Below are 14,770 nucleotides of genomic sequence, written 5' to 3' on the forward strand. Positions count from 1 at the left end.
ATTTTGAACAGCGCTTGCGCTGGCCCGTAGGGTGAGCCTCAATAAGGCTCATAATCCCGATGAGCTGACTCTCGTCAGTGATTCGGGTGAGTGAGAGCAGCTAACACAGCTGCAACGCCAAGAGCGAAGGGTAGGAAGGTAAATGATGAGAAGACGGCCATCGACACAGCTAACAAAAATAATCCTACTGGTGAGCTTTCTCATTCTGTTTGGCCGTTTATTGTATGCGGCGGTCGCTTCTATTTCCCATCATCAGGAGCGCAGGCAGTCACAGCAACTTGAACTGACTGTAGAAGGCGAACCACCTGGCCCCCATGAGAGCGATCTCAGCCCCTAGATGTTTTGTCGTTAATGTTTTAGTGCCTATCCCTACGACTTCAGGGGCAAAGGGTCGTTTTCGAATTAAGGACACATTATGCCAGTGCCGATTATTCCTGTGCCAATTTCTGCCGTTATAAAGAATAAAACTAAAAATAATACGAAAAAACTGGCTGAAATACGCAACCGGATACTTTCTCTATTATTGAATAATAAGGCTTTGGTTGATGGCATTCTTGGCCGTCAGGAAGAGAAAGAAAAGCTCAGTGATGAACAACTGTCCGAGCAAACGTTAGAAATCAGAAGTCTACTTGATGATCTGCATGCTGCCGACCTTGCTGACTTACTGGAGGCGTTGCCTCATGACGAACGTTTGGCATTGTGGCGGTTGGTCAAAAATGAGAAACGCGGCCAAACGCTGGTTGAAGTCTCTGAAACAGTGTGGGATTCGCTGATTAAAGAGATGAGTGATAAAGACCTGTTGAGGGCCATGCGCACTTTGCATGTCGATGAACAGGCTTATTTGGCTGAATACCTGCCACGTAATTTGATGGGCCGCCTGCTCACCTCATTGGACCCGGATCAACGCGCCCGAGTGCGGGAAGTTATCCAATATGCCCGTGACACTGTCGGTCAGATGATGGATTTCGAGCTGGTGACGGTACGTGCCGATATTACGCTGGCAGCCGTGCAACGCTATTTGCGTTATCGGAAAAATATTCCCGATGCCACGGATAAAATCTTTGTGGTTGACCGCAAAAATACCTTACTTGGCGAGTTACCATTGACCTCTATCCTGCTCAATGCGCCCGATGCTAAAGTATTTGAGGTGATGGATAGCAACCCGACCACGTTCCAACCCGAACAGAAAGCAGAAGATGCTGCCGGTGCTTTTGAACGTTATGACTTAATCAGTGCCGCGGTAATTGATGCCAAAGGCAAACTGATGGGTCGTTTGACCATCGAAGAGATTGTTGATGTGGTCAACGAAGAGAGCGACACCACCCTAAGACGCATGGGGGGCTTAAGCCCGGAAGAAGATGTGTTCTCCCCGGTAGGCCGCGCGGTTCGCACCCGCTGGTCATGGCTGGCAATCAACCTCTGTACGGCATTTGTTGCCTCACGCGTGATCGGCTTATTTGAGGACACCATCTCACAATTAGTGGCTCTGGCAGCATTAATGCCGATTGTGGCCGGTATTGGCGGCAATACCGGTAATCAAACCATTACCATGATTGTCCGAGCGTTGGCATTACACCATATTCAACAAGGTAACGTGACCTTCCTGATGTTCAGAGAATTGGGCGTGGCGTTGATTAATGGTTTGGTGTGGGGCGGGATTATGGGGGTAGTCACCTATCTGCTCTATGGCGATCCGGCAATGGGGGGGGTGATGACATTAGCCATGATCCTTAACTTGCTGATGGCAGCACTCATGGGGGTTATTATCCCGATGACCATGGCTCGGATGGGGCGTGATCCGGCTATCGGATCGAGTGTTATGATCACCGCCATCACAGATACCGGTGGGTTTTTCATCTTTCTGGGACTGGCAACTATATTCTTGGTCTGACTATTATGCTAATAAACAAATCATTAATTAAGCACTGAGAAGAGGAATAACACTCGACAGTGTTTATCTATACTAAACTTTTGAATATGACCGTATTTTAACGGCGGTATATTCTTTATGTGATGGGCTTTTCCTATCATAATCTAAATCTGTGTGAGCAAAATAAGGCGTTATATGGATCTCAGTGCGTCCGAAAAACCGGCACCTGACAATAGAACCATTCTCCACATTACTATCATCAGCATAGTCGTATTTTTGCTCGCACTCTTTTGTATCCAGCTTTCTGAACAGTCAGAAAACCTTGCCCCATTATGGTTCCCGACGGCAGTATTAATGGTGGCGCTGTTCCACCATCCTATGCGCTACTGGTTATGGCAATTATTGGCCGCAGGGATATGTATTGTTGCCGCTAATTTTATTTTATATGGCCTCAGTTGGTTCCCGTTACCCCTAACATTTATCAACCTGGCAGAGGCATCCGCCGGGGCCTGGTTACTGCGTAAATTCCTGCAAACCAAAGACCCGCTCAATAACCTGCTCAGTTGGCTTAAATTCTCGGTTTGCACTGTGATTGTGGTCCCTCTGGCCAGTGGGCTGGCAGCGGCTTGGTATTTATCCCCACAAAACGGGGGCTTTACCCAAGTGCTCACGGTGTGGTTTATGTCCGAGGCGGTAGGAATGTTGGCCTTAGGGCCGGTCGGGTTACTTTACCGTCGAGGTTACTTCGATATCGCGACCAAATCCAAAGCGCTGTTTGATATGATTTTTATGATGATAATATCACTATCAGCTTGTTATATCGGACTGATTTATCTGCCTTTCCCCTTTACTTTTGTCATCATGACGTTGATCTGGACCTCAATCCGCTTACCGCGTTTTGAGACATTTTCCATCTGCTTTATGGCAACATTGCTGATTGCATTGATGCTTAATTTCAAGCTGTATACCATTAATTCCGATACTAACCTGTCAATTCAAGCGTTCTCCTTTATTCCTTTATTAATGGTGTTAATTCCGCCCCATGCCATGGCAATGGTAATGCACTCTTTTCGCATGGAGAAAGAGCATATTATTGAAAGCGAAAATCGCTTTCGTAACGCGATGGAATATTCAGCCATCGGTATGGCCTTGGTCTCACCGCAAGGCCAATGGATGCAGGTCAATCAGGCCTTATGCAAGTTATTAGGCTATTCCCAAGAGACATTACTGACCCTGACTTTCCAGCAAATTACTCATCCAGACGATCTCTCTGCGGACCTGAAATTACTCGACGACCTGTATCATGGCCGTATCCCCAGCTATTCGATGGAAAAGCGCTATATCCGCAGCGATGGTGAAATTGTGTGGGCACTACTGGTGGTCAGTGTGGTGCGGGATCACCAACAGCAACCGCTCTATTTCATCTCGCAGGCTGAAGATATCAATGAGCTGAAAAAAACCGAGATTATTAACCGCCGCCTAATGGAGCGTATTACGCTGGCTAACGAGGCTGGGGGGATCGGTATCTGGGAATTGGATATCAAAACGCAGGTTATCAGTTGGGATAAGCGGATGTATGAACTCTATCATATTCCTTTTAATACCCAGGTTGATGAGCGTGTTTGGCAGAAATACATTCATCAGGAAGATATCAATCGGGTTAATCGCGAATATAGCGCCGCCCTCAAGCAGCGCCAGCCATACCGTCTGGAATTCCGGCTGTTATTACCGGATGGTGAAATTGTCCATCTGCGTAATCAAGCCAATATGATATGTGATAAAAATGGCAATATTCTGCGTCTGATTGGCACCACGCTGGATATGACGGAAATCAGAAATCTGACGGAAGCGCTGCACGAAGAGAAAGAGCGACTGCATATCACGCTGGACTCCATCGGTGAAGCTGTGGTCTGTACCGATCAGGAGATGAAGATTACCTTTATGAACCCGGTGGCCGAGAAAATGACCGGCTGGGCAAATACCATCGCATTGGGCCAACCGGTCAACCATATCATCAAGTTGACTAACGGCGTAGACGGCGCGGAGATTGATAACCCGATAGAGCATTGTCTTAATCATCGCCCATACTCTTCGTTCAATGAGTCAATGGTATTACACCATCGTGATGGCCAGTATTATGATATTCAGGAGTCGGTCGCGCCGCTGAAAACGTTGGAAGGGGACATTGTCGGGGCGGTACTGGTGTTCCAGGATGTCGGCGAATCGCGCGCAATGATGCGCAAACTCAGCCACAGCGCCTCTCACGATAATCTCACGGGTCTGCCAAACCGCGCCAATTTTGAGAATAAATTGAAAGCGGCAATCCAAATTAGCGTCGAACTTAACCAACAACATGCATTGGCTTTCCTTGATTTGGACTATTTCAAAGCCATTAATGACACTGCCGGGCACCCAGCAGGAGATGCATTATTGAAAGAGTTGAGCCAGTTGATGCGCCAGCACTTACGTAACAGTGATTGTGTTGCACGCCTCGGCGGTGATGAGTTTGGCTTACTGATGCTCAACTGCACCCTACCCCATGCTAAAGCCATTACCCAAAGTCTGGTATCACTGATTAATGGCTATCATTTCTACTGGGAAGATAAGCTCTATCGTGTTGGGGCCAGCGCCGGTGTGACGCAAATAAGTAGCAATAACAATCAGCGCAGTGAAATTATGGCACAGGCAGATATCGCCTGTTACACCGCTAAACACAGTGGGCGCGGTCAGGTTTATCTCTATCAGCCACGGCAAAAGCAGCTATTAGCACGCCAACACGAGCTGTTGAGCAGGGAAGATGTTGAGAATATTCTCAATGATAACCAACTGGTATTGCAACTCACCCCAACCGCGCCCCCCAGAACGCCGTTGTCTGTCTGTTTCTATCAAATCAGTTTCGAGGTTAATCGGCCACATAGCCTTAACATCAGCCAGGCCGAGTTTCAGGAAGCCGCGCTGCTCTATAGCTTGCTGCCGCAGATTGATAATTGGGTCTGTGAGCAACTGTTAATGACACATGCCCAAGCTATCAAACATAAAGGGCTGGCGCTGGCTATCCCGCTGTCAGAGGCGGCGCTGCTCAAAGAAGAGTTCCGCCAATCATTGCTGACCTTGGTGCGGCAAACCGTACTGCCAACACAAAGTCTCTATTGGATGGTCGATGAATCCACCTTACTGCAATACCCCTTCGCGATTGGCAATTTTCTCGCCAAATTGCAACAACTGGGCTGCAAACTCATCGTTAAAGAGTTTGGTCATAACCTGAATGATTTCGAGTTACTGGCGGATCACACTATCGATTATCTTAAGTTTAACAGCGACTTAATTTCCCATATCCATATTAATCAGATGGATGAAGTGCTGGTCTCTATCATTAATGGTACCGCTCAGCGAGCCAATATCGCCACTCTGGCTGGGCCAGCAGAACTCCCTCTGACGCTCAATAAACTGATAACCATCGGTGTCGATTTAGCTGACGGTGAAACCATTAGCCCGCCGCAGCCGTTGTCTGATTTACTCAACAGTGGCTATTTTGCGATTAAATAACCGGCTCATCATGTTGCATCCTCAACCATGATTAAAAAATCACTAACATGACGATTGCCCCGCTGCCCACTCTCGGGTAAAGTCGCACCCCTTTATTTGGCCTGGGGGGCAATTATGTTCATTGGTTTTGACTACGGCACAGCAAACTGCTCAGTTGCCGTGATGCGGGATGATGCTCCCAACTTACTGGCACTGGAAAATAATGACGTCTATCTGCCCTCCATGTTGTGCGCGCCAACACGGGAAGCGGTCAGTGAATGCCTGCACCGCCACTGGCAGGTACCCACCGGTAGCGACGAAAATCAGCAGCTATTACGCCGGGCCATGGCATTCAATCGCGAAGAGGATATTCCGGTTGCCGCCGACAGTCTGACATTTGGCCTGTCTGCCCTCGCCCACTATATCGAAGACCCTGAAGACGTATACTTTGTAAAATCACCTAAATCCTTCCTGGGTGCCAATGGGCTGAAACCTCAGCAATTGGCGCTGTTTGAGGATTTGGTCTGCGCCATGATGTTCCATATCAAACGTCAGGCAGAATCCGTACTGGCATCAGAAATCAGTCAGACCGTAATTGGTCGTCCAGTCAACTTCCAAGGCTCTGGCGGTGAGGATGCTAACCGCCAGGCGGAAGGGATTTTACTGCGCGCCGCCCAACGCGCCGGTTTTCGCGATATTGCTTTCCAGTTTGAGCCGGTCGCGGCAGGGCTGGATTTTGAAGCGACGCTGACAGAAGAAAAAACCGTACTCGTGGTGGATATCGGTGGTGGTACCACTGACTGCTCGGTGCTATTGATGGGGCCTAAATGGCAGGGGCTGGCAGACCGTCAACAAAGCCTGCTGGGTCACAGTGGTTGTCGCGTTGGTGGTAACGATCTGGATATTATGCTCGCGTTTAAACAACTGATGCCGCTGTTTGGTATGGGGGGCGAAACCGAAAAAGGGATTGCTCTGCCGTCACTGCCCTATTGGAATGCCGTTGCGACTAACGATGTTCCGGCACAGAGCGATTTCTACAGCACGGTTAACGGCCGCTTCCTGCGTGATTTGATTCGTGACGCGGCAAATCCACAGCAAGTAGAGCGCCTGCTGAAAGTGTATCAACAGCGCCTGAGTTATCGTTTAGTTCGGGCGGCGGAAGAGAGCAAAATCGCGCTATCCGAACAAGCACAAGTGGCGACTGCACTGAATTTTGTCGAGCCTGAGTTAGGCCAGACTATCAACCAGCAACAGCTTGCTGAAGCCATATCTCAGCCACTACAACGGATTCAGGAACAAGTCAGTTTGGCATTATCCACCAGCCATATCACTCCAGATGTCATCTATCTGACAGGCGGCAGTGCTCGCTCCCCGTTATTGCGAGCCGCTCTGCAACAGCAACTACCGGGTATCCCGCTAGTGGGTGGCAATGACTTCGGCTCAGTGACCGCCGGTTTGGCCCGTTGGGCGCAGACCCTGTATCGTTAATGCTATTTTGATTACCCACTGCGCAGTGGGTAATCAAGAAACAGATCACATCACTTAATCGAATATCAACCGCAACCAAACCCTATCAGTTTTGAATCCTAAAATTATAAAAACCAAAATCCCACATACCCTGACACTACTTCCATATTTCCTCCATTTTTATCCGGTAAATCCCCGCTAAACTAGTAACATATCAATACCCAATTGATTGCATCTATGTGCGCATAACAAAATAAACAAAAAGGACTCCCGCCATCATGAAAGCTCAATCCAAACGCACTTCCAGGGTACTGATGTTACTCGGGGCGGTGGTGGCGATTACTGTTGCTATATTTGCCTGGCGCTATTTTAGCGCGGCCGCCACCAACACCGCGCCAGGTGCGCAGCACACCGCTGGCGGGACGACAACAGCCCGCACCGGTGGCCGACGTAATATGCCCATGTCGCCGGTACAGGCGGCCACAGCCACCGAACAAGCCGTACCCCGTTATCTTACCGGCCTAGGTACCGTGATTGCCGCCAATACCGTCACCGTGACCAGCCGGGTCGATGGCCAATTAATGGCAATCCACTTTACTGAAGGGCAACAGGTCAACGCCGGTGACTTACTGGTGGAGATCGACCCGCGCCCTTATCAGGTACAACTGACCCAAGCACAGGGCCAACTGGCAAAGGATCAGGCCACGCTGGACAATGCCCGCCGTGATTTGGCCCGCTACCAAAAACTGGTGAAAACCGGGGTCATTTCACAACAAGAGCTCGATACTCAAGCCTCATTAGTGCGCCAAAGTGAAGGCAGTGTTAAAGCCGATCAAGGCGCTATCGACAGTGCCAAACTGCAACTGGCTTATAGCCGAATTACCGCCCCCATATCTGGCAAAGTGGGGCTAAAACAGGTCGATGTCGGTAATTACATTACCAGCGGTACCACAGCCCCCATAGTGGTGATCACTCAGACACATCCGGTTGATGTGGTCTTTACGCTGCCAGAAAGCGATATCCCCGCCATCATGCAAGCGCAGAAAAATGCGGCCAAAAATAACACTACCGTGCCAGTAGAAGCTTGGGATCGCACCAATAAACAGCGACTGGCACAGGGCTATTTGCTCAGTATTGATAACCAAATTGATACCACCACCGGCACCATTAAGCTGAAAGCACGCTTTGCCAATGACGATGACATCCTGTTCCCCAACCAGTTTGTTAACGCCCGTATCAAAGTAGATTTACTGCAAAATGCCGTGGTGGTGCCAACCGCCGCCGTACAAATGGGCAACGAAGGGAGCTTTGTCTGGACCCTAAATGATGAGAATAAAGTCAGTAAGCATCTGGTCACTACCGGTATTCAAGACAGCAAACAAGTGGTTATTAGCGCCGGCCTCAATGCAGGTCAACGCGTGGTCACTGACGGTATTGATCGCCTGACCGAAGGCTTACAGGTCGAAGTAGTAACACCACGGGCCGCAGCAGCAAACCAAACGGGTGTCGCAGAGAAAGCAGCCACGGGGGAGAAAGCCACACATCGGGGCACAAGAGCGGCGAGTAACACTGTTCCTGCGGAGAAATCCTGATGCAAGTGATGCCTCCAACACCTGGTGGCGGGCCGTCACGGCTGTTTATCCTACGCCCGGTTGCCACCACATTATTTATGATTGCCATTCTGCTGGCCGGGATTCTCGGCTACCGCGCACTGCCGGTTTCTGCCCTGCCGGAGGTTGATTACCCGACGATTCAGGTCGTGACACTCTATCCTGGGGCCAGCCCGGATGTGGTGACATCATCCATTACCGCGCCACTGGAGCGCCAGTTTGGCCAAATGTCCGGCCTCAAGCAGATGGCATCACAAAGTTCGGGTGGTGCGTCAGTGATTACGCTGCAATTCCAGCTTACCTTGCCACTGGATGTAGCAGAGCAAGAGGTGCAGGCTGCCATTAACTCCGCCACCAATCTACTGCCCAATGACCTACCTTATCCCCCGATTTACAGCAAAGTGAATCCGGCTGATCCGCCGATTATGACCTTGGCTGTGACCTCCACTGCCATCCCGATGACGCAAGTAGAAGATATGGTCGAAACCCGGATTGCGCAGAAAATATCGCAAGTCACCGGGGTCGGTCTGGTCACTATTTCCGGCGGACAGCGCCCCGCCGTGCGGGTGAAACTGAATGCCCCAGCGGTCGCCGCATTGGGGCTGGACAGCGAAACCATTCGTACTGCCATCAGCAATGCTAACGTCAATTCCGCCAAGGGTAGCCTCGATGGCCCCACCCGTTCGGTGACATTGTCGGCTAATGACCAGATGAAATCTGCCGAGGATTACCGTGATCTGATCATTGCATACCAAAATGGAGCGCCGATCCGCTTGCAGGATGTCGCCACCATTGAGCAGGGCGCGGAAAATAACAAACTGGCTGCGTGGGCCAATACCCAGCAGGCGATTGTGTTGAATATCCAGCGCCAGCCGGGGGTCAACGTCATTGCCACCGCAGACAGTATTCGCGAGATGCTGCCGGAGTTGATCAAAAGCTTGCCCAAGTCGGTTGATGTCAAGGTACTCACCGATCGTACCACCACCATCCGCGCCTCCGTCAGTGATGTGCAGTTTGAGTTATTGCTCGCCATTGTGCTGGTGGTGATGGTGATTTATCTGTTTCTGCGCAATGCCGCCGCCACCATTATCCCCAGTGTCGCAGTACCGCTATCACTGATTGGGACCTTTGCGGCGATGTATTTTCTCGGGTTTTCAATCAATAACCTGACGTTAATGGCGCTGACCATTGCCACCGGCTTTGTGGTCGATGACGCCATCGTGGTGATAGAGAATATCTCCCGTTATATCGAAAAAGGCGAGAGACCGCTGGATGCGGCACTAAAAGGGGCCGGTGAGATTGGCTTTACCATTATTTCACTCACCTTCTCATTAATTGCAGTGTTGATTCCGTTGCTGTTTATGGGCGATATCGTGGGCCGGCTGTTCCGCGAATTTGCCGTAACACTGGCGGTGGCGATCTTGATTTCAGCGGTAGTTTCGCTGACCCTGACCCCAATGATGTGCGCGCGGATGCTCAGTTATGAGTCACTGCGTAAGCAAAACCGCCTGTCACGCGCCAGTGAGAAGTTCTTTAACTGGGTGATCGCCCATTACGCCGTGGCACTAAAAAAAGTGCTTAATCATCAATGGATAACATTGGGCGTAGCGGTGAGCACACTGGTCCTGACGGTGCTGCTTTACCTGCTGATGCCGAAAGGTTTCTTCCCGTTGCAAGACAATGGTCTGATTCAAGGAACCCTGGAAGCACCGCAATCCGTTTCATTCAGTAATATGGCGGAACGCCAGCAACAAGTGGCCGCCATTATCCTTAAAGATCCAGCGGTAGAAAGCTTGACCTCATTTGTCGGCGTTGACGGTACCAATGCCACGCTGAACAATGGCCGGTTGCAGATTAACCTTAAACCACTTAACAGCCGTGACGATCGCATTCCACAGATCATTACCCGCTTACAGGAAAGCGTTACCGGCGTCCCGGGGATTAAACTTTACTTACAGCCGGTACAGGATCTGACCATTGATACGCAACTGAGCCGGACACAATATCAGTTCACCCTGCAAGCCACGACACTTGAGGAGTTGAGCACTTGGGTACCGAAGCTGGTTAGTCAGTTGCAGCAACAAGCTCCCTTCCAGGATGTCACCAGTGATTGGCAGGATCGAGGATTGGTGGCGTTTGTTAATGTCGATCGTGATAGCGCCAGCCGTTTAGGTATCACGATGGCGGCTATCGACAGCGCGCTATATAACGCCTTCGGTCAACGCCTGATTTCCACCATTTATACCCAAGCCAACCAATACCGCGTGGTGCTGGAACATGACGTGCAGGCCACGCCGGGGTTGGCGGCGTTTAACGATATCCGCCTGACCGGCAGCGACGGTAAAGGGGTGCCGCTGAGCAGTATTGCCACCATTGAGGAGCGCTTCGGGCCATTATCGATTAACCATTTGAATCAATTCCCGTCAGCCACTATCTCCTTCAATCTGGCGCCGGGATATTCCTTGGGTGAGGGGGTAAACGCGGTGACACAAGCTGAGCAGGCAATTCAGCTACCGGCGGATATCACCACCCGCTTCCAAGGCTCTACGCTGGCATTTCAGGCCGCACTCGGTAGCACGCTGTGGCTGATTATCGCCGCGATTGTGGCGATGTATATCGTGCTCGGCGTGTTATATGAAAGCTTTATTCATCCGGTCACTATCTTGTCAACTCTGCCCACCGCCGGTGTCGGTGCCTTGCTGGCGCTGATGCTGACCGGCAATGAGCTGGATGTGATTGCCATTATCGGCATTATTCTGCTGATCGGGATTGTGAAGAAGAATGCCATCATGATGATCGACTTTGCACTGGCCGCAGAACGGGATCAGGGGATGACCCCGTATGATGCTATCTATCAGGCGTGCTTGTTACGTTTCCGCCCCATTCTGATGACCACATTGGCAGCGCTGTTTGGTGCATTGCCATTAATGCTCAGTACCGGGGCCGGGGCCGAGCTACGCCAACCGCTGGGTGTGTGTATGGTCGGCGGGCTGATTGTCAGTCAGGTACTAACCCTGTTTACCACCCCGGTTATCTATCTGTTGTTCGATAAACTGGCACGCAACTCCCATGGCAAAAATCGCTATCACCATCAGGATACTGACACACCTGAATTACCCCATGGGCAGGAGCAGCCGTGAAATTCTTCGCTCTGTTCATCCATCGCCCGGTGGCTACCACCCTGCTGACACTGGCTATCACCCTCAGCGGAATTATCGGTTTTAGCTTATTGCCGGTATCACCGCTGCCGCAGGTGGATTATCCGGTGATTTCGGTGAGTGCATCGATGCCAGGGGCCGATCCTGAGACCATGGCGTCCTCAATTGCCACACCGCTGGAACGCGCTCTGGGCAGAATTGCGGGCGTCAATGAAATGACCTCTACCAGTTCATTGGGCAGCACGCGGATCATTCTGCAATTTGATCTTAATCGAGATATCAACGGTGCGGCCCGTGATGTGCAGGCAGCGCTTAATGCCGCGCAAAGCTTGCTACCTACCGGCATGCCAAACCGCCCGACCTATCGCAAGATGAACCCGTCGGATGCACCCATCATGATAATGACGCTGACCTCGGATACCTTTACTCAAGGTCAGTTGTATGATTTTGCCTCTACCAAATTGGCGCAGAAAATTGCTCAAACCGAGGGGGTCAGTGATGTCTCGGTGGGAGGCAGTTCCCTGCCTGCGGTGCGGGTTGAATTGAACCCTGGTGCGCTGTTTAACCAAGGCGTTTCGCTGGATGCAGTGCGACAAGCAATCAGCGCCGCCAACGTCCGCCGCCCACAAGGCGCTATCGATTCCAGCCAACAGCACTGGCAGGTGCAGGCCAATGATGAGATCAAAACCGCAGAGGGTTATCGCCCGCTGGTAATTCATTACAACAATGGTTCAGCGGTACGGCTACAGGATGTCGCCACGGTGGTGGACTCAGTGCAAGATGTGCGTAACGCCGGGATGTCCGATGGCAAACCGGCGGTGCTGTTAGTAATCAGCCGCGAGCCGGGGGCAAATATTATCGCCACCGTCGACCGGATCCGAGCAGAACTTCCGGCCCTGCGTGCCTCGATCCCCGCCTCAATTCAGTTGACTATTGCACAAGATCGCTCGCCGACCATTCGTGCTTCGTTAGATGAAGTGGAGCGCTCATTGATGATAGCCGTAGCTTTGGTGATTCTGGTGGTATTCCTGTTTCTGCGCTCCGGCCGTGCCACGCTTATTCCCGCGGTTGCCGTGCCGGTTTCGTTGATCGGAACATTTACCGCTATGTATCTGTGCGGTTTTAGCCTGAATAACTTGTCATTGATGGCATTGACCATCGCCACCGGCTTCGTAGTTGATGATGCCATTGTGGTGCTGGAGAATATTTCCCGCCATCTGGAAGCGGGGGTAAAACCAATGGCCGCCGCCCTGCGCGGGGTGCGCGAAGTGGGCTTTACCGTGTTGTCGATGAGTATTTCGCTGGTGGCCGTGTTTATTCCACTGCTGCTGATGGAAGGGTTACCGGGCCGTTTATTCCGCGAGTTTGCCATAACACTGTCGGTGGCTATCGGCATCTCACTGGTCATTTCCCTCACGTTGACGCCAATGATGTGCGCCCATTTGCTACGATCACACCCGGTTGGTCAGCAACCCCGGATTCGCGGGTTTGGTAAAATGCTGCTGTCTATTCAGCAAGGTTATGGTCGCTCACTCAATTGGGTACTGGGTCATACACGTTGGGTGATGGTGGTGCTGCTTTCCACTATCGCGCTCAATGTTTGGCTCTATATCAGTATCCCGAAAACCTTTTTCCCCGAGCAGGATACTGGCCGGATGATGGGCTTTATCCAAGCTGATCAAAGTATTTCGTTTCAGTCGATGCAGCAGAAGCTGAAGGATTTCATGAAGATAGTCAACGATGATCCGGCGGTCGACAATGTCACCGGCTTCACCGGTGGCTCACGCACGAATAGCGGGTCGATGTTTATCTCGCTCAAACCCTTGAGTGAGCGCAGTGAGAGCGCTCAGCAAATTATCACTCGTCTGCGTGCCAAACTAGCCAAAGAACCGGGGGCGAGCCTGTTCCTTGCACCAGTGCAGGACATTCGCGTCGGTGGCCGTCAAGCCAACGCCAGTTATCAATTTACGCTGTTAGCTGACGATTTAGCCGCACTACGTGAATGGGAACCCAAAGTCCGCGCCGCGCTGGCTAAATTGCCGGAGCTGGCAGATGTTAACTCTGACCAGCAGGATAAAGGCTCGGAGATGGCACTGACTTACGATCGCGAGACCATGGCGCGCTTGGGGATTGATGTGTCCACAGCCAATGCCCTGTTAAACAACGCCTTTGGTCAACGGCAGATCTCCACCATTTATCAACCGTTGAACCAATACAAAGTGGTAATGGAAGTCGCCCCCCAATACACTCAGGATGTCAGTTCGCTCGATAAGATGTTTGTGATTAATAGCAGCGGTCAGTCAATTCCATTGTCTTATTTCGCCAAGTGGCAACCGGCCAATGCGCCACTGTCGGTTAATCATCAAGGCTTATCCGCCGCCTCGACCATCTCATTTAACTTACCGGAAGGCGGCAGTTTATCTGAAGCAACCGCTGCCGTTGAGCGGGTAATGACGGAACTTGGGGTGCCTGCCACCGTGCGCGGCACCTTTACTGGTACCGCACAGGTATTCCAGGAAACACTGAAATCGCAGTTGTGGCTGATTATGGCCGCTATCGCTACGGTGTATATCGTGCTCGGGATGTTGTATGAGAGCTATGTTCATCCACTGACCATTCTGTCCACACTGCCCTCTGCTGGGGTGGGCGCGCTACTGGCGCTAGAACTGTTCGACGCCCCCTTTAGCCTGATCGCACTTATTGGCATTATGCTATTGATTGGTATCGTGAAAAAGAACGCCATTATGATGGTGGACTTTGCCCTCGACGCGCAACGTAATGGCAATCTCAGCGCCCGCGATGCTATTTTTCAGGCCAGTTTATTGCGCTTTCGGCCGATTCTAATGACCACATTGGCCGCCTTGTTCGGGGCGCTGCCACTAGTGCTAAGCAGTGGTGATGGGGCAGAGTTACGTCAACCACTGGGGATAACCATTGTCGGTGGGCTGGTAATGAGCCAATTGCTAACACTGTATACCACACCGGTGGTTTACCTCTATTTTGACCGATTACGTAGCCGCTTTAGTAAGCAGCCGCTAATGAAGCTGGAATAGCCTATGGCGATATATCCAGGCGGCAAGCGAGAGAGTCCCGATGAGCTGACTTATATTTTAAGGTCAAAACCCGTAAGTGATTCGGGT

7 protein-coding genes are annotated in these 14,770 nt (G+C 51.2%); all 7 read left to right on the forward strand.

Features of this window, described 5'->3' with window-relative positions; all coding sequences use genetic code 11:
* Nucleotides 1-145 precede the first annotated feature (145 nt).
* The 7 genes from Q2T71_RS15150 to mdtC all read left to right on the forward strand — a co-directional run bounded on the left by Q2T71_RS15150 (nt 146) and on the right by mdtC (nt 14,683).
* The gene (locus Q2T71_RS15150; RefSeq protein ID WP_372559936.1) at nt 146-337 is read left to right on the forward strand and encodes a YfgG family protein; all 192 of its coding nucleotides are present in this window, start codon (nt 146-148) and stop codon (nt 335-337) included.
* 78 nt (nt 338-415) lie between these two features.
* Nucleotides 416-1,891, forward strand: coding sequence for a magnesium transporter (gene mgtE, locus Q2T71_RS15155; protein ID WP_083163267.1), 1,476 nt, complete (start codon nt 416-418; stop codon nt 1,889-1,891).
* A gap of 174 nt (nt 1,892-2,065) precedes the next feature.
* A complete protein-coding gene (locus Q2T71_RS15160) occupies nt 2,066-5,416 on the forward strand; it encodes a diguanylate cyclase (protein WP_372559635.1) in 3,351 nt (1,116 codons plus the stop codon).
* 114 nt (nt 5,417-5,530) lie between these two features.
* A complete protein-coding gene (yegD, locus tag Q2T71_RS15165; protein ID WP_372559636.1) occupies nt 5,531-6,883 on the forward strand; it encodes a molecular chaperone in 1,353 nt (450 codons plus the stop codon).
* Between the two features lie 257 nt (nt 6,884-7,140).
* On the forward strand, nt 7,141-8,454 hold the full coding sequence (locus tag Q2T71_RS15170) for an MdtA/MuxA family multidrug efflux RND transporter periplasmic adaptor subunit (protein ID WP_372559637.1): 1,314 nt from the start codon (nt 7,141-7,143) through the stop codon (nt 8,452-8,454).
* Nucleotides 8,454-11,612 (forward strand): MdtB/MuxB family multidrug efflux RND transporter permease subunit, encoded by a 3,159-nt coding sequence (locus Q2T71_RS15175; protein ID WP_372559638.1) that lies wholly within the window; start codon nt 8,454-8,456, stop codon nt 11,610-11,612. Before Q2T71_RS15170 ends, Q2T71_RS15175 begins: the two co-directional genes overlap by 1 nt.
* A complete protein-coding gene (gene mdtC / locus Q2T71_RS15180) occupies nt 11,609-14,683 on the forward strand; it encodes a multidrug efflux RND transporter permease subunit MdtC (RefSeq protein ID WP_372559639.1) in 3,075 nt (1,024 codons plus the stop codon). Before Q2T71_RS15175 ends, mdtC begins: the two co-directional genes overlap by 4 nt.
* The last annotated feature ends 87 nt before the right edge of the window (nt 14,684-14,770 follow it).

It is taken from the genome of Yersinia sp. 1652 StPb PI, assembly GCF_041538345.1.
In the GTDB taxonomy this organism is placed as follows: domain Bacteria; phylum Pseudomonadota; class Gammaproteobacteria; order Enterobacterales; family Enterobacteriaceae; genus Yersinia; species Yersinia enterocolitica_E.